General features: G+C 37.5%; 9 protein-coding genes. 3 read left to right on the forward strand and 6 right to left on the reverse strand.

Annotated elements, in window-relative coordinates; genetic code table 11:
* Positions 1–3,978 (reverse strand): hypothetical protein (locus tag ABMA76_RS06335; protein WP_393061160.1); only part of this gene is annotated, 3,978 nt, incomplete at its 3' end.
* A 368-nt stretch (positions 3,979–4,346) separates the two neighbouring features.
* Between ABMA76_RS06335 and ABMA76_RS06340 the strand changes: the two genes are divergently transcribed.
* Positions 4,347–9,233 carry a hypothetical protein gene (locus ABMA76_RS06340; protein WP_392907926.1) on the forward strand — a complete coding sequence of 1,629 codons (4,887 nt, stop codon included), beginning with the start codon at positions 4,347–4,349 and terminating at the stop codon, positions 9,231–9,233.
* Here the strand turns inward: ABMA76_RS06340 and ABMA76_RS06345 are convergent.
* From ABMA76_RS06345 to ABMA76_RS06355, 3 genes are read right to left on the reverse strand one after another with little or no spacing between them, the layout of a single operon-like run.
* Positions 9,220–10,236 carry a hypothetical protein gene (locus tag ABMA76_RS06345; protein ID WP_393061162.1) on the reverse strand — a complete coding sequence of 339 codons (1,017 nt, stop codon included), beginning with the start codon at positions 10,234–10,236 and terminating at the stop codon, positions 9,220–9,222. The two genes, ABMA76_RS06340 and ABMA76_RS06345, sit on opposite strands and share 14 nt — an antisense overlap.
* Positions 10,233–11,318, reverse strand: coding sequence for a hypothetical protein (locus ABMA76_RS06350; protein ID WP_392907921.1), 1,086 nt, complete (start codon positions 11,316–11,318; stop codon positions 10,233–10,235). The genes ABMA76_RS06345 and ABMA76_RS06350 overlap by 4 nt, the downstream gene beginning before the upstream one ends.
* Positions 11,319–11,341: 23 nt before the next feature.
* Positions 11,342–12,013: a hypothetical protein gene (locus tag ABMA76_RS06355; RefSeq protein ID WP_392855848.1), complete on the reverse strand. Its 672-nt coding sequence runs from the start codon at positions 12,011–12,013 to the stop codon at positions 11,342–11,344.
* Positions 12,014–12,350: 337 nt separating this feature from the next.
* Here ABMA76_RS06355 and ABMA76_RS06360 point away from each other — a divergent pair, with 337 nt between their 5' ends.
* On the forward strand, positions 12,351–14,132 hold the full coding sequence (locus ABMA76_RS06360) for a S41 family peptidase (RefSeq protein WP_393061163.1): 1,782 nt from the start codon (positions 12,351–12,353) through the stop codon (positions 14,130–14,132).
* Between the two features lie 19 nt (positions 14,133–14,151).
* Here the strand turns inward: ABMA76_RS06360 and ABMA76_RS06365 are convergent, their stop codons facing one another.
* The gene (locus tag ABMA76_RS06365) at positions 14,152–14,979 is read right to left on the reverse strand and encodes an SAM-dependent methyltransferase (protein WP_392907916.1); all 828 of its coding nucleotides are present in this window, start codon (positions 14,977–14,979) and stop codon (positions 14,152–14,154) included.
* A gap of 156 nt (positions 14,980–15,135) precedes the next feature.
* On the reverse strand, positions 15,136–17,244 hold the full coding sequence (locus ABMA76_RS06370) for a hypothetical protein (RefSeq protein ID WP_393061165.1): 2,109 nt from the start codon (positions 17,242–17,244) through the stop codon (positions 15,136–15,138).
* A gap of 323 nt (positions 17,245–17,567) precedes the next feature.
* Between ABMA76_RS06370 and ABMA76_RS06375 the strand changes: the two genes are divergently transcribed.
* Positions 17,568–18,311, forward strand: a complete 744-nt coding sequence (locus ABMA76_RS06375; RefSeq protein ID WP_393061167.1) for a glutathione peroxidase — start codon at positions 17,568–17,570, stop codon at positions 18,309–18,311.
* Positions 18,312–18,328: the final 17 nt, after the last annotated feature.

The raw sequence follows: 18,328 nt of genomic DNA on the forward strand, positions 1-18,328 counted from the left end.
ACCGATTTCTTTACCCATACCAGCAAGCTTACCTTTAGCTTGTCCAAGGGCCTCTTTAAGTCCACCGTTCTCTTTACCGAGACCAGCTAGCTCACCGCGAGCTTTCCCAAGGGCATCTTTAAGTCCACCGATTTCTTTACCCATACCAGCAAGCTTACCTTTAGCTTGTCCAAGGGCCTCTTTAAGTCCACCGTTCTCTTTACCAAGACCAGCTAGCTCACCGCGAGCTTTCCCAAGAGCGTCTTTAAGTCCACCGATCTCTTTACCCATACCGGCAAGCTTACCTTTAGCTTGTCCAAGGGCCTCTTTTAGACCGCCTATTTCTTTACCCATACCAGCAAGCTTACCTTTTGCCTGCCCTAGAGCTTCTTTAAGTCCACCATTTTCTTTTCCAAGACCAGCTAGCTCCCCCTTCGCTTTCCCAAGGGCATCTTTAAGTCCACCGATCTCTTTACCCATACCGGCCATTTTGCCTTTTGCTTGACCAAGAGCTTCCTTAAGTCCACCGATCTCTTTACCCATACCGGCCATTTTCCCTTTTGCCTGACCAAGTGCTTTTTTAAGGCCACCGATTTCTTCACCCATGCCTTTCATCTTGCCTTTTGCCTGACCTAGAGCTTTCTTAAGTCCACCATTTTCTTCAGACATGCCAGCTAGCTTACCTTCAGCTTGACCAAGTGCCTTTTTAAGGCCACCGATCTGCTCACCCATGCCTTTCATTTTACCTTTTGCTTCACCTAGAGCTTTCTTTAGCCCTCCGTTTTCTTCGGCCATACCAGCAAGCTTACCTTTGGCTTGACCAAGCGCCTTTTTAAGGCCACCGTTTTCTTCTGACATCCCTTTAAGCTTTCCTTCAGCTTGCCCTAGAGCATCTTTAAGTCCACCATTTTGTGCCATTAGAGACTTCTTATCACCTTCAAGTTTTCCAACCATAGCTTTTAAGCGGTCAACTTCACCAGCAAGGCCCTTATTCTTAGCATCACCTTGAGCAAGTTTAGATTGAAGGTTTTTAATATCACCTTTCAGTCCTTTATTACTCTGTTGTGAACGAGCAAGATTTGACTTAAGTCCTTTCACATCATCATTAAGTCCTGCAATCTTACCGTCACGAGCTGCAACATCTGAATTAAGTTTCTTAATTTGAGAGTCTTTTTGGGCCTTCATTGAATCCATTGCCTGCGCATGTTTTCCCTTCAGGTCTTTGATTTGATTATCATAGGCCATTTTTTGATCGGCCTTATTCTTTTCAAATTGTTTCGTTAGGTCTGTTAGCTCACGCTTGTGATCGGCATTAAGTTTAGCAATCTGCGACTGAGCGTCTTTTTTCACACCAGCAAGTTGCTTTTCTTTGGTATCAAGTTCACTTTGATATTTTTTATTTAAATCAGCGATGCGTGATTCATAACCAGCTTTTTGCTTTGCTTCTGATTTCTTATGCATCTTCTCTAAATCAGTGATCTTCTTAGCGTGGTCTGAATTTAGCTTTGCAATTGTCTCTTGAGATTTCTTGATTGTACCAGCTAATTGTTTTTCTTTAGTATCAAGCTCAGACTGGTATTTCTTATTTAAATCAGCAATTCTCGTTTCATAACCTGCTTTAGTCTTTGCTTCAGTATCTTTGTGCATTTTTTCAAGATTATTAATCTTTTTAGCATGATCAGAATTTAACTTAGCAATTGTCTCTTTAGATTTTTTAATCGTACCAGCAAGTTGAGCCTCTTTTGTATCGAGTTCAGACTGATGCTTTTTATTTAAATTTGCAATTTGAGTCTCATAACCCATTTTCGTATCTTGTTCTTTCTTTTCATAAGACTTTGTCAGATCAGCAACTTTCTTAGCATGATCAGCATTCATTTTAGCGATTGTCTCTTGTGACTTTTTCTTTTGACCTGCTAATTGCTGGTCTTTGGATGTAAGTTCTGACTGGAACTTCTTATTAAGATTTGCAATTTGAGTTTCATAACCCATCTTTGTATCTTGTTGCTTCTTCTCGTAAGACTTAGTGATCGTATCCACTTTCGCAGCATGATCAGCATTAAGTTTTGCAATCGTATCCTTAGACTGTTTAATTTGTCCGTCTAACTGTTGTTGCTTAGATGTAAGCTCTGCTTGGTGCTTCTTATTAAGATTTGCAATCTGAGTTTCATAACCCATTTGTGTGTCTTGTTGCTTCTTCTCATATGACTTAGTTAAGTCGTCAACTTTCTTTGCGTGATCTGAATTAAGTTTAGCAATCGTTTCCTGTGACTGTTTCTTTTGACCAGCTAGTTGCTTTTCTTTAACATCAAGTTCACCTTGATACTTCTTATTAAGATTAGCAATCTTTGACTCATAACCCATTTTTGTATTTTGTTGCTGTTTCTCATAAGCCTTAGTTAAATCAGTCACCTTTTTCTGATGATCAGAGTTAAGACGAGCAATGGTTTCTTGAGATTCTTTCTTTTGACCAGCAAGTTGCTTTGCTTTTGTATCTAGTTCAGCTTGATATTTCTTATTTAAGTCAGCGACTTTCTTCTCAAAGCCAGCTTTTTGAGTTTGCTCTTTTTTCTGAAATTGCTTTGTGATATCTGCAACTTTATTTTGGTGTTCAGCATTTAGAGTTTTAATTTCATGCTCTTTTGTAGAAATAATATTAGCGTATTTCTTATTTAAACTTTCTACTTTTAGAGTATGGTCTTGATTAAGCTTTTGAACCTCTTGCTCTTGGGCCTTCTTTTGTTCAACAATCTCTTTTTCAAGCTTTTCTTGAGCAATAATACGCCCTTTAATCTCACGATTTGCCTTAGCAATTATTTCTTCATTCTTACGCTTTACTTGTTGAAGCTCTTGAATTTTCTTTGTGTCTTCTGTAACTTTTTGAAGAGTGTTAGCTAGTTTCGATCTAACCTTTACTATTTCATTATTAACAAGCTTATTTTCTGCCTGTTGTTCCCGAACCTTCTTTTGCTCAACTTCTAATTTTGTTTCAAGCTTAGTTTTCACCTGAGTAATCTTTTTGATATCTTGAGTTTGCTTAGTAATTTCTTGCTCTAACTCCTTAAGCTTCTTTTCTTGCTGAGTCTTTACTTGCTCAACACTTAAAAGTGTTTCTTGAATTTTCTTTTTCTGCTCTTCTACCTGCTTCTTTTTCTTATCTAGCTCACCAACTTTAGAATAAAGAATATTATTCTTATCCTGCGCCTTAGCTAGCATTGAGTCACGTTCTTCTATTTGTTTTTCAAGATCAATTAGTGATTTTTCTTTGAATTCAAGAACAGTTTTAATTCTTTTTTGCTCTTGTTCTTGTTCTTTAATTTTCTCTTTAGTTTGCTCAAGGTTCTTAGAAAGTTTCTCGTTTTCTTGAGACTTTTGTTTCATCTGCTTAACAATTTGTTGAATTTTCTTTTGAAGCTCTTGCTCCTCTTTCTTTTGCCTCTCCATCATACGAGAAAGTTTATCAAGCTGCGCTTCTTTAGAACGTAGGTCATCTTGATTCTTACGAATCTCTTCAAGACGCTTCTTCATCTCTTTAGCTTTTTCGTTGATTTCTTTCTTTAGTTCCGTATTTTCACGAGAGATCTTTTTTGACTTATATTTTTCTTTATCAAGTTGTTTTCCAACTTTTTCAACAATTGATTCTTTCTTTGTCTGGTTCTCAACCATCTCTTCCATGATCTTCTTATTCTTTTCAAGTTTCTCAACAAACTTAGAAAGCTCGACCATTTTCTGGTTAATCACGTTCTTATAATCAGTAACCTCAGTGATTGATTGCTCAATCTCATTCTTGGCCTTCAATTCTTTGATTTTCTGCTCTTTGGATACCATTCCTTCAAGCTGCTGCTCGTGCTTCTTCTTCTCCTGCGCTTGCTGAAGAGACTTAACACCAACTTTAATCATGGCAAAAACGAACATAACAAGGAATACAACAGCAACGGTTGTAAACATATCTGAGTATGAACTCCAGATTGACCCGTCGTCTTTTCTTTCTTCTCTTTTCATAATCCTACCCTCGAACAGGTCATAGGATAGCTATTCCTAGAGTTTATTAAAGGCAATGGCCTCTAGGTCTTTGGATTATCTGAATAACTTAAATATTTACACGAACTTAACAGTGCTAGAGAGCATTTTTGGGGCCAAAAACCAACTTGTAAGTTGAACACCAAAAGTGACAAATATTGTGGCCAACGTAAATAATATTGGCCGCTGCCTAATATCTGAGCCATACGCTCAGGATAAATCCAATGGATTTATACTGTAACCACCTAATAACTCACTTTACTTCGTTTTTACTGCGGCATATTTTAACCTTACTTTATATTAATCTTAAGTAGTTACGTGATTGAGACGATAACTATTTGGGATAGAAAATGAAGAAATACACGGAACAGTTTAAATTCATTCTGATGTTTACGCTATTGCTTATGATGGCAAGCTCATGCGTACCTCAGGCAGCTAATAATCGCTCTACATCAAGCAGTGACAGCGATGGTGTAGAAACAGAGATCAACGACCCAAGCTTCGATGACTCAAGGGCCTATATTCAATATGCAGGAAATGCTTATGATTCTGTATTTGAAATGGATAATTACTTTGATGACAAACTTACACTAAGAGGGCGTGGGATTCACAACTATGTGAAAGAGAATCTCAATAAAACGTACTGTGCAGTCGTAAACTTCCCTAGTATTGAAAATGGTACTCCACTTGTTGCAGTAGGCTTCCCTCAGTACACAATCAATGTCTCTGAGAACTCAAAAGAATATTTCTTAAGATTTACATATCGAACAATTGATAAGTCAATTACACAAAGTTATTGTGACAATCTTGATGTTCAATCATTTATCGTAGGTAAGGCCTTAAATTCAACAAAAGTAAAATACGATGTCGACGATGTTTGTCCAACATGTTCAAATATCACGACAACATCAAGCTCACTTCTTTTAACAACAAGTGCAGGAGATGACCTCACAACAGCACTTGGTAATAGCATTTCGTTCAAGCTATTCTTCACTTATATCGGAACACCAGATAATGGAAACCTTTGCTCGCAAGACTCACAATGTACAAGTAACGGAAGTGATTACTGCTGTCTAAACGGACAATGCGTTCAAGATTTATCTGCAAAGACAGAAAATATCCCAAGTACAATTTTAAATGAGATTGATCTGAATCCATCAGCAATCTACAACTATCCTAATTACTATAATATTTGTACAACAGGTTCAGTTCCTGGAACAGATCCTGGTGATGAATACACTCCTGATGAAGAAGCAGCGATTCGCTTTAACCGATTAAAACAACTTTATCAGTGTACGACTCCATTTGATGGTGAACGAGGTATTTGTACAACAATCTATGAAGGTGCTCGCACTGATCTAGAAGAAAATTACGAAACGAATATTGACGACACAAATTTTGCGACGACATATAAAGGAACAAAGCCATTTGCTAACTCAATCCACGAAATTCGCTATCAAAATGGTGTTATCTATAAAGAAGGTGCACCTATTGTTGCTGGAACAGTAAGTATCTCTGGGGAAAACGATAATTTAACAGATACAACTAAACTTAAGATCACAACACCATATAGTGAAACGAATAAGTACAAAAACCTTGAGATTGATGCCTACACTGATGTTTCATGTAAGCGTATTAATAATTTCCAGGCCCAATGTTATAAAGTCTATAAGCAAGGACAAAATGAAGGGATGGCCACGGACCACTATCCAGGAACACAACGCTTCCAAATTCCTTATTACGCAAATCTAAGCAATAAACTAGTAGTTGAAGTCGATCAAGTAACAAGAACACAAAATACTTCATGGACCCTTTCTGTTGGAGCAATTAATGAAGTTGTCTTTGGAAATAACTACATTGTTCAGGATTCGCAAACAGTTAAGATAATCTTCTATGTTAACTTAACGACGTATCCGACAATCCTGACATCGAAAGAAGCTGCTCAACAAGAGATTGCTACATATTGTAAGTGTTCACTAACACAATGTGCGCTTGAAGAAGTTAGAGACACAAATGACGTGGTTGTTAATTACCAATGTTACCTAGTTTCAAATCAGCCGGAAGCTCCTCTACAACAATCATTTTATCTTTCGGCCAAAACGGCACCACAGAGGTACTTTGATAGTAATGGTGTCTCTAAAAAAGACTTAACATTAACAGATGTAATTCTTGAGCCAAATCTTGCGCAAGAAGGGACAGCATTTGCTTATACGAGTGGAGATAAGTCAAAACCTAATAACTTAAATGATTATGTTGGTTTTAATGAAATCTATGGAAGCTTTGATCTAACAAGTACTGCAGCAAAGGCAGCAAAAGAGATTTCAGTTAATGAAGGGACAACATATGATATCTTCGTATCAGGTGGAAACTATTCGAGTTGTTCATCTTGTGGAAATGATTACTACGCTTCAAGCTTGAAGTATCTATCAAACGAATTCACAAATGGCCCAGCAGGTTACCAACCAGACCTAACAACATCATCGAGAAAGAAGACAACAAAGTATCGTTCAGATGACTTCTTGTTTGGCCGTGCATGTTTTGTTCCAGCAACAATGCTTGCTTGGACTCACCAACCTTACGAAGACCAACAAGACCAAAGACTAAACCGTATGAAGGCCCAACACTTTATGGTTGCCAATGGCTATGATCGCGACTGGTATGGATTCAACTATGGATCTGTTATTGGATCATTTGACGGTGTTAAATGGTTTGCGGTTGGTTCAAAAAGAAGAATCAAAGCAACTAGCAATAAGCTCTTTCTAGCGATTAATGCGAAATTTTCTGATCAAACAGTAGAAAATAGTTATTCAGTTACAGTACAAGACTCTGTCATTAATGGAAGTACAAATATTCCGACAACGGACTACGCAACAGATGGTGCAACTTGCCAGCAAATTCACTCTTGTAACACAGATAATGAATGTGTTTCAGCACTAGGGTGGGATTATGCATGTGAGAATATTTCAACACTTTCATCTCCCTTTCCAAATTTTGATGTCAATGGAAATGAAATTCCACAAGAAAGCGATATTGATCGACTACTTTCTCTAACAGGAACATTTTCAGGTGGAGTAAAAAGATGTGTTTACCGTGGGCGTGGTGCAGCTTGTCTTCCAGAATATAATACTGTTAACAACTCTTCTCAGTCTTACACAACAGTTGGTTCTAAGAGACTACATGGTTGTTCATTTAACAATCACTGTCAGCCACTTGAAGGTGCCAATAATGATAAATTCAACAATAGAATTTCACGTAAAGCAACTTCACTGGCCTTCCAAAATGGCCAAGTTGATACAGATGAAGATCTAGTCTCAACAGTTGGACTAGAAGCTCCGGCCCTTGGTCGCCCGTTCAACTATATTGGTAATGAAGTTCCAAATTCAAACGCAAAGAAAAACCTACTACTAAATAATGTACAAGGACTCTGCTTACCAGGACGCGATGCAAACTTAGAAGATGTTGTGGTTTCAATGGATCGTGAATCCGTTCTTGTTCCAGACTTTATTGGTAATATGGGAAATACTGTTACTGATCTACAAAATAATGTGAACCCTAACACATTCCTAAGTTGCCCTACTTTTGATACGACTGGCGACTATATTGCCTTTGATCGAGTAAATGATGTGACAACAAGAACAAGTGACCTTCAACTACTATCAAGATCACAAAACCTAAGTACATACTTCTTGGAAATCTTTGAAGGGTTGACTAATAATGAGCTTCTAAAAGATCTTGAAGATGAAAATGCACCATACGTTGATTCGCAAGCACTTCCAGTTAATGCATGCCTTAGAGCTCCTGGCTCAACATGTTTTACAGACCTTGATTGCTCAGCATCTAAATTTGTCACTGATAATACAAAAGGTGTCTCAATCGATGATCTTATTACGGCAACAAGTCAGTATGAGCTTTCTTTCTGGCAAACGCAGCAAGTTTGTTCACAGCCAGCACGTGTTGGCGATGATGACTTTGACATCAGAAATAATCGCTGTTGTACACAGATGGGAAATACATTTAAAGTCCCTACTCTTGATATCTTTGGGAACCCAATTTCAAACGACTCAACAATCACTAATAGCGATGGTGTTGATTTAACAAGAGTTCCAGGTGCAGAGATTGGGGCCAAGACAGCAACTCGTTTTTCAGGAAATGTTCTGACTGAATACGAAAGACAAACTGACGGTATCAACACAATGACAATGGCAACTAAGGATGCCGGAATCCCAGAAGCAAGTGCCTACTCTCAGTTTAAGGCCCTTTCAACATATGGAAAGAAAATGTGTTGTAGCGAGAACTGGGTTCGAAGCTTTAACAAAGAAGTGAATGGTGGTGGCCATGAGTGGGGACCAAGCAAAATGCAGGCACATGGCAAAGACTCACTTGAAGACTTTAAATGTTACAACTATGCTGACCAATCAAAGCAAAACTGTAGCGCTAATGAAGCTCAAAACACATCAAGCTGTTCTCTCGTTGATATTCCAGATGCAATTGGAGAAGATATCACAAAGTGGCTTGGTTATTTTGAATTAACAGGAATTCCAAATATTGTTATCAAGGATCATATCTCAGGTGTTGTTGATATGACTGATAATAAGTGTAGTAAACCGATTTACCGAGATGATACAGCAACTCCAGAATATGGTGTCGATGGCTACATGCTTGCTGACTCTGCGGACTATGAGCCATTATCAAAAGCAAATGAATTTAAGCCAGTATTTGAAAGTGATGAATTTGCTTGTTGTATGCCAGCGGGAACTCAAATGCAGGCCGGTGATGATGCGAATCTTTGTTGTACTGGTTATATCAACCCGCAAAATAATAAATGTCAGTTAAAGAATTATGCTAACGTTTCTGCTTATACGAATCGTTATGTATCAAGCGAGCTTCAAAATCTTCCTGACTCAGACTTTGAACCAATGACTGGTCATATGAAAGATCGTGAAAAACTTGCAATCGTAGCATGTCAGCAAAGTATGTGTGCTGACGGATATGTTGGTTTTGGTCTAGCTCATGGACAATATGGCCTACCTGAAGAAACTCTTGCCGATGCAGATGCAGCAGGAGTTGGTAACGTTAAGCGTTTTATGCAAAATACTGATAACGATAATGAATTAGGACGTGTGGATTACTTTCTAGAAGGTCTAAAGTGGAATGCTCACGTTTACTGTCTTCCGGCCAATGTTGCTAGTGAGCTTCAAGGTTCAACACCGGCCGTTCAAGTTCTTAACTGTAATTAAATTTAATATCATCAATAATCTTATTGAGGAGTGCCTTGGCCACTCCTCTATTATCCTTAGCGATATAAGGATGAATTTTCATGCTTAGGCTTAGTTGTCCATTAAATTCCATGGCAACAATACCAACGGGAAAATTCTTTGATCCAGGAGTTGTGGCAAACCAAACCTCATCTTTTCCAAGAGACTTATAGCTTTCATCCTCAACATTCCAAGCACCTATATTTGAGAATGTCCCAAGCCAAAAATTCTTTGATGCAGAATTTTTAGAAAGTTTTGCCATATAGTTTCTACCAAATAGTACTCCTATATGGTGGACCCACCAAAGCCCAATATGGTTGAGATTTTTAACTTTTTCAGAAAAGCTATTTCTAATTTCACTATAATCAGAATTTGCATTTAGGCGCAGCTGAACAAATGAAGTGTGATTTTCGTAAGGATTATGCTTATTAACAATCCCTCTAATATTGATAGGAAGTAGCCACGAGTAGCGCTCATTTTGACATTCATCTTTGATGAGAGAGAAAACATGAAGATTAATAAGTTCTAAAAGTACAACATTTTGAGAGAGCTTATTTTCCTTTAGAAAGTTATTAAACGCCGTTGTTTCTTCATGATTGAGTACTCCTATCTCAAATTCATAATTATCTTTGGGCCTAATATCATTTTGCTCTTTCCACTGAGGAGGCTCAGCAGGAGAAATATCAGTGGCCCTTAAGGCAAGTTTCACATGCTGCCAAAATGAAATATTCTTCTTGTAATTTGAATAAATCGGCCCTCTTTTGGCGCCGAGCTGAGTAAGATAATATGGAATAGAAGCACTTCCATCCATCAAAGAGTGGGAGTACTCGAAATACTCAGGTGACAAGAGACTTCCCTCGTGCCACTTTGCCCGACCAATAACACATTGATCATTTTCTCCCCTTTCTTTTAATAATTCATACCAAACACCAACCCAGTCACGACTAAAGTAGCGTTTCGATATAATATTAAAAGGCCAGATCACAGAAGACTTCCTTCAAAACGAAATGATCTCTTAGGCCACAGACCCTGATTTTCATCACTGTGAATTTCAAACATATGTCCTGTATTCTCCACAACAACCCCATCAATCAATGGTGAGAACTCAATTGCATCCTGTCCCGTGTAGAGATTACAAATATGATACTGTTTTAAAATCTTAGACTCTTTTAAATATTTAATAATTGCGGAAACGATATCTTTTTTTGCGTCATTACTCATTTGTGACTGAAAACAAAGGTATTGAATTTCTAATGTTTTCAAAATTCCATTATCGACCTTAGGTCTCCCCATCATTTCAACAATATTAGTTAAAAACTTCTTAGCGAGTTTTAAATTATATAATTTATATGAGCGGCCAAGATCTCGATTAGAAATCATGAAGATAGATAAGAGCTTACCACCATCAAAAACACCATAATAAGCATTTCCTTCGACGTCATCAACCTCTTCCATCAGGTCTAAATCATGGGCCTCTTGGGTATAGAACTTTGAGAAATCAGAAAAAGGAATTTCTCTAACATCATAAAACGTTGGATTAAAAATAGCAGGAATCACTACGGAATAGACATGGTAGTTGTTGATGTAACGATAGTTATAACCACGCCCTCCTTTTGTTAAGGAAGCAATGGCCTTTTCATTGTCTGAAAGAATAGCAGTATAGGCCATCTCACAGCGTCGATCATCCGAAAGCTTTGGCAGAGCAGCAATAACATCAGCAAAACACTTTCTCCACTGAACTTTTGCTCGACGTCCACCCTGAGGAGAGACTCTTAGGTCACAAAAATAGGCCACTGGACGATAGTCACCGTCAACATAGCGCAGGTGTCTTACAATTGTTCCGACACCACAAATGCTTAAGTCCTCATTTAGAAATAAGAAAGTCCAAAAGTGATTGCCTTTTCTTTCATAAAACTTGAAGAAGTCATTGCCACGATCAAATGACAATGCTTCATCTCCGGTTTCCATATGAATATCTTTATAGAAATTTAAGATCCCTTCGTTATCTTCTTTAGTCGCAAGCCTTATGTGTGAGTAAGGGGCAACGACCTCTTCCAAGGTCAACATACAAACGCTCCTTGCTAGCGAGACTAGCTATAAGATTTAACTTTTTTAATTGAGCGAGCTTTTAGTAATCTCTTTAAAAGGAACATTACAATGCGACCAAAAGAAAGGTGTACATTCATCATTGTTCCATACTCAATCACTTCATCATCAGGCTCACTCATACCAGGTAGCATTTTAGTGTAGCCTTTATAAAGTCTAAACGGGCGTATTGTATTATAGATCTCACCAAGCTTTGGCTTGGCACTTGAGTAAGCATAAATATAAAAATTACGTCCCATGCGTGATGCTTCAATATACATCATTAGCCAAAAGTAAACTCCTAGCAGACGACAACGTTGATAACGAGACATCCAAAGCGCAGTTGCTTCAAATAAATCATTTTCAAAATCTGGAACGTCTTTTTGTAATTTCGCTAAGGCTTCATCAGGTAAACTTTTAACAACACGAGAGTCACTTCCCAACGCAAAAGTAAAACCACCACACATTAGCCCGTGTTTATTAAACAGTGCAAATGTCTTATTTCTAGCAAGAAAGTCTAAAGGAAATTTAACACCAATTCTTTGGTATGCGAGTTGTTGAAACTCTTGTAATTCATCGAGCTCATTAATACACCTAAGCTCCGATCGATAAATACGCTTAACACGACGCCCTGTCCCAACAATAACACCTGGCAATACAGCTAATTGTCTAATCATTACTCTCTCCTGTTAGAGTTTTTGATGGGGACATCTTAGAAATAAGCTTAAGCATAAGTAAAATTACAAAAGATTATTAAAATTTCCCCAATTTCATCCTGCAAACTAATAATACCTATAAATTTGCACCCTTAGAAAGGGCCTAGTGAAATCTTATTCAATTTCTAACAACAGTTTTGGGAAATTCCGTCAAAAGAATAATATTTACAATAATTATTAGTGCCATTGTGCCACCTTGCGAATATGTCCAACGATGAATAATTTCAGTATTTAATGCTAAGGGACATGACTTGTATCAGCACGATTGTTAGATTTCCCAATTCACAAAAGGAGCAAAATGAAGACGATAATGTCCTTACTACTATTAAGTTTCATGGCCGTTTCTAGCTATGGAGCACAAATCAATAAATCAGCATTTTCTGGCAAGAATTTTTGGTATATCGATCAAATCGATCGAGTTGAGATTATTACAGATCTATATAAACAGACAAAAGCTGAATACGCCCTATGGGAAGTAAAGAAGAAGCGCATCGGTGTTGACGGTGACAAGATATTTAATGAAGCAATTGAAGCTGAAAAGGCCATCGCTGATGTTGATGATGCTCTTTCACAGTCTAGAAGCAACATGGAATTCTATGACCGTGCAAGAAAGCTAATTGCAAACTTTCAAGATACTCACTTTGGACTAAGCACTCATATTGCTCCTCCTTGGATCGTATCAGGTTTTAATACAAAACTAGTTGAAGATAGCGGAAAAGTTATCTTCGCATCTAAATATTCAAAAGTAATTGAGAAGTCGGTTATTGAAACACAAAACTACTACCTTAATAAGATCGAATTAGGTGATGAGCTTATTAGTGTAGACGGTGTAAAAGTAAGTGATGCAATTGATGCCCTTATTCCATACATTGATGCTTCAAGCCCAGCGTTTGCAAAATCACGTGCAGCTGCAATGTTAATTGAGCGCTACTTCCTATACCCAACTAAACCATACTTTGATATTGAGTTTAAAAGTGCAAAAACAAAAGAAACTCATAAAGTTCGTCTACCTTTATACTATTCAGGTGACACAAGTATCGTAAGAAAGAAAGATATCTCTTTCTATCTAGATCAAAAAGGATTCTTAAAACTTAAAGAACTACGCTTTAAATGGGATAACCAAAACAGAACTTTCGTAAAAGATACGAGCCTTAAAGTAGAAACTCTCCCAGAGGGTCTACCAGCAGGAGCAATAGAGCTAGAAAACTGGACATCTGCAAATGGTGGCGGAAGTCCTATCGTTCGCTCTGCTCTAATTCTTAAAGAAGCAAAAGCTTATGCTTATATGCAAGTAAACTCTTTTTCAGTATCAACTGTGTACTTTAAGGGAGAGAAGCTATCTTTCATCGAAGCTCTAAGGAAGAATGTAAAGTTCTTTAAAGCTCAAAACCTAAACCTAATTTTAGATATTAGAAATAATGGCGGCGGAAACGGTGGCTACCCTGCTCAACTTCTATCGATGCTAACAGAGCAAGGCCAATCATACCCTAACGCAACTTGGGCTTCAGCTGTTACTCGTTATATGAGACAACTTATCGAGTACTATGGTGTAAAAGAAATTTTCAAAGACATTGATGGTAGTGATTGGACAATGCAGTCAGATGCTTTCTTTGAAGCAGCAAGTGAAGGAAGAATGCTTTCACGCGCAACACAAAACTATGACATTACGGCAGACCCACAAGTTGGTGGATTTGATGGTAAAATCGTTGCCCTAGTTTCACCAAATTGTATTTCAGCATGTGATATCACAAGCATCTTATTACAAGGCTCAAAAAGAGCGAAATTAATCGGAACTCATGCGAACGGGACAGGTGCAGGCTACCGCTCAAATGACGTCTATAACACGCAATTTAAGGACCGCTACAACGTATTTTCGACTCAGATTCCAAATATGCTATTTGGCTATGGAGTTCAAGGCCATCAATTTGGTGATCTTTTAGGAATTGACTCTGCCTATGAGTTAAATTCTGAAAACGTTCCAGTTCAAGCAGATGTAAATTATGTTGAGACAAAAGAAGACTTAACTAACTACATGTCAGGTTGGATTGAAAAAGCAATTGAAGTTTTAAACGCTGAATAATTAAAATATCAAGGCCACGTTACTTGCGTGGCCTTATAAACATTCCAATTTCTCTACGGTGTGAAGGAAGATGACAGACAGATACTTCATACTTCTCATCATCAGTAAATACCTTGATCCATTCATCAACCTTTTTAAGATCGTTGATAACAGGTGTCTTAATCGTTAAGAAAGCACCCTTAATATTCTTGTAAAAGTCCATAATACGACGTGACTGATTTGTATTGAGGTCACCATTGAGGTTTAAGTCAGAGATGAGCCAATCACAATGCTTTGGTAATTGGGCCCTCGTGACATCAAAGACACTCTTTTTAATATGTGAGAATTGCTCACCAAATTTTGATTCGATAAGTGGTGACATCAGAGCGGGATCAACAGAAACAAGTTTTGCACCTTTTTCAAGGACGTAATATGAAATCCCACCTGGCGCACTTCCTATTTCAATAACTTGGTTATCAGAAGTTATCTCCTCTTCAAATAGCCTAAATGCCTGACAGGCCTTATGATAGGCCCTGGCCGGAACCTCTTCACTGATTTCACACTCCTCTAGAAAGAATGTATCTATTGGCGTCTTGATCGTTTCAAAGTGCCAAAACTGGTTTTCTCCAACACTAGTATACTCGCCTTCAGCTGGTTCTTGATTGTATTTATCAATGAATGTGGCCTGCCTACGAGCAAAAACAACAGGTCGATTTACAAGCTGTGATTCATAATCACTAGGGCCCTTCATACTCACAAACTCTTTATTCGAAAAGCTTAGATGAAGCTCTGGATGCTTTAGCTTAATTTCTTCTAAAAGAAGGTCCTTAAGCTTTGGGTGGTAGAAGAATAGATAAAATGCGTTCATAGAAGAAATATTAACATGAATGACCGTGATGGGATACAACAACCAAATTCTTAATAAAATTCTAATAAATAGAGCTAATTTACACTTTGGAAAAATACGAGAAATCTGCCAAGAATATAAGACGCCCACTCAAAGGGCGTCTAGATATTTATCTAACTATAGTGATGCCGGTGATCTTAGATTTTCTTTAATTTGAAATTGCGTAAAGATATTTTCCTTATTGGAACCTTCAGAGTAAAAGTTTTGATAAGGGATATCCCCATTAAGATTTGCACTAACACTTCCCTTATTTGGGTGAGCTCCAAAAAGACGTGTCAGTAGGTAGTCATTTTTAATCTGGTTATTAACGTTATAAGCAATATCTTTAAAACGCCATAAAGGTAGCTCATGCTTGTACTTTGCAAATAGTTGCTTAGAGCCTATTTCCATACAAGCAGCAATCATTGATCTTCTCTTTGATGGCCTAAAAATATACTTCCAACGATACTTCTTCTCACACTTCTTTTTAATCTCAGAAGTATAATTTCCTGTTGACCATTCTTTTAAGAAGTTTGCATATGACTTATAAAGCTTGTGACGACAACTACTAAATAGTGATCGAAGTCTGACAAAGAAATTCTTGGACTTGCCACCACAGGCCTCTTTAAATACTCCGTAGATTTCATCAGAGTTACGATTTAAGAAGTTAGCTATATTTGCATTATCCATAGTGATCGTCGAAGTAAACTCAGCTGGAGCGCGAACTTGGTAATGATCAAACATTGTTGCAAAATTTCCATAACTATTTGTACGAGCTCTTACAAGATCCTTCATCTTGTCTTCTGTCTTTGATACTGCCCAACTATAGTCCTTATTGACCTTACTTTGTTGATCAAAAGTCATAGTAAAAACATTATTGCTAAAAATATCAAAGTCACGTCTGGCATGAATTAGCTCTTCTTCAGACTGATAATTGATATTAACTTTCTTTGATTCAACGCGATCATTAGAAACTAATTGGTCATAACCAATAAGCTTACCTAAGACGGCACCAAGAAGTTTTGAAAAGATATTTTGTGTATACGATAATCTTTCATAACGATGAGAGAAAAATTTATAAACTCGCCCGTCCTTTACAACTTCTGTTGATTCAGTTTGTGAGTTCTTTACTCCACCAATAATGAAAGCAAGATACTTTGACTCCTTAAGTTCCTTTTTACGATTTTCATAAGAAGTGATATTATCAGCAAGTGTTGAGTAATTGAATTTACCAAAACGAACAACACCCTTAAGCTCATTTAATTTATCGCTATTTCTAAGATCATCGACATATAAAGACATATATGCCTTATATGACTTTTCAAAGCTATAATTAAAATCATAACGAAATAAAGTTAATCTGATTAGATTTAGGAAGTCTGCCATTAAAGTCACATTCGCACCGGCAGAAATTAATTTAGAATCCTCCGCACTTAAACGAATAATCTCATTGGCCTTAGCATTATCAGCTGGCCCTAGACGTTGGATTTCAACCGTCGACTTTCTTTCATACTTGGCCAGCGCACCAGCAGCAACACCAATCCCACTATATGCAGCAGTCGCGGCAGCGCCTGCAGCAAAAGTTAGAGCATCTTCTTTTTTTATAAAATCATAATCGCCAAGCTTAGAAAAATTTTCTGGCCTTAGATACTTATACATAAAAAAGAGACGATCAAATTTTGTCTGAAGTGCATCTTCCACATTATTTGCAAAGTGGTTAAACCTCATTGTTCTTTTGAGTGAAAGATTACTATAAGATTTAAGCACAGACGGAGAAATATTAATAATTCCCTTCGCTTGAAGTGCACCAAGGAAGTTTCGAGCAGAAATTTCAATAATCATTTCATCATTAACGAGATAGCGATCTTCATCAAATAAAGATGGGGCCGCACTACGATTAAAAAGAACTTTAAATCCATGAAAGTCTCCAGCGTGTCGCCAACCGACAAGGTTAACTCCACCAAAGAACCCATTGGCATCATGACTTAGACGATCACCGATTGCCTGATAATTGGCCTGGTAATTATCATAGATTTGACGATAGATCGGAGAAATATCCGCCAGGTCAGTATCTGAAAACTCAGACTCTAACTTGTGATTATCGACTGAGAAATTAGAAAATGTAACAGGTTCAACGACATCTTCTTGAGCGAAGACATTCGTTGCTCTTGCTTGAAATAGAAATGTGAAAATTAAGAGAATAAGTGTTTTCTTCACTCTTTCCTCTGTATTACTTAAAAAGTTCACCACGTCCCCCTTTAGTGATCACCCAATACCCAAGGCTCACTAGCGGAAAAGAAACGGGAACGAACGTGCAATACAGATTCTTTTAGCCTAAAAGGGATTCTACGTTCATTATTCGACACGATGCAAGATTTTCTTATTATTTATTGTCATTTATTAAGTTTTGAATAGTTACCCAAAAATATTGATAGATTTTACTTATCTCAAGTTAATATTAATTTAATGGATTTATTAGGCCAGGCCGACGATAATGAATATAAGACAAATGAGGTGACTAATTAAAACGGTCAACTTAAGCTAACTAAATAAAATCAAGGAGAATTATAATGGCATTTGAAAGTATTGATGGAAAACAAGTCCCTAAGACATCTTTTAAAATTTTTAAAGACGGTGGATTAGTTGATTTAACATATGATGAAGTATTTAAGGGTAAACGAGTTGTGGTTTTCTCACTTCCTGGTGCTTATACACCAACATGTTCATCGACTCACCTTCCACGCTACAATGAACTTGCTGGCGCAATTAAGAAAGAAGGAGTTGATGCAATTTACGTCCTATCGGTAAACGATGCTTTTGTTATGGACGCTTGGATCCAGGATCAACACGCTGATGAAATCGGTGTTCTTCCAGATGGGAATGGTGAATTTTCAAAGGGAATGGGTCTACTAGTTGATAAGTCTGATATCGGTTTTGGTGCAAGAACTTGGCGCTACTCAATGGTTGTTAACGATGGAGTTGTTGAAAAGTCATTTATTGAGCCAGATAAACCAGGTGATCCATTTGAGGTTTCAGATGCAGACACAATGCTTAATTACCTAAACCCAGAAGCAAAGAAACCAGAGGCAATTGCAATTATCACACGCCCAGGTTGTCCTCACTGTCACCGTGCCAAAGAGCTATTGACTGAGAAAGGACACAAATATAATGAAATTATTCTAGGCCAACATACATCTAATCAATCTCTATTTGCCATCACAGGGCAAACAAAGGTTCCTCAAATCTTTATCAATGGAGAAAGAATTGGTGGGCGAGATAAATTAGAAGAATTAAACGAGCAAGGGAAACTTTAAATAAAGAGGCCGCCTTT

Source organism: Halobacteriovorax sp. ZH5_bin.2 (genome assembly GCF_043196375.1).
In the GTDB taxonomy this organism is placed as follows: domain Bacteria; phylum Bdellovibrionota; class Bacteriovoracia; order Bacteriovoracales; family Bacteriovoracaceae; genus Halobacteriovorax_A.

Bases quoted from the DNA above. Each gene is read 5' to 3' on its own strand.
- ABMA76_RS06340 (WP_392907926.1), top strand. From the start codon at position 4,347: ATGAAGAAATACACGGAACAGTTTAAATTCATTCTGATGTTTACGCTA.
- ABMA76_RS06355 (WP_392855848.1), bottom strand. From the start codon at position 12,013: ATGATTAGACAATTAGCTGTATTGCCAGGTGTTATTGTTGGGACAGGG.
- ABMA76_RS06350 (WP_392907921.1), bottom strand. From the start codon at position 11,318: ATGTTGACCTTGGAAGAGGTCGTTGCCCCTTACTCACACATAAGGCTT.
- ABMA76_RS06360 (WP_393061163.1), top strand. From the start codon at position 12,351: ATGAAGACGATAATGTCCTTACTACTATTAAGTTTCATGGCCGTTTCT.
- ABMA76_RS06365 (WP_392907916.1), bottom strand. From the start codon at position 14,979: ATGAACGCATTTTATCTATTCTTCTACCACCCAAAGCTTAAGGACCTT.
- ABMA76_RS06375 (WP_393061167.1), top strand. From the start codon at position 17,568: ATGGCATTTGAAAGTATTGATGGAAAACAAGTCCCTAAGACATCTTTT.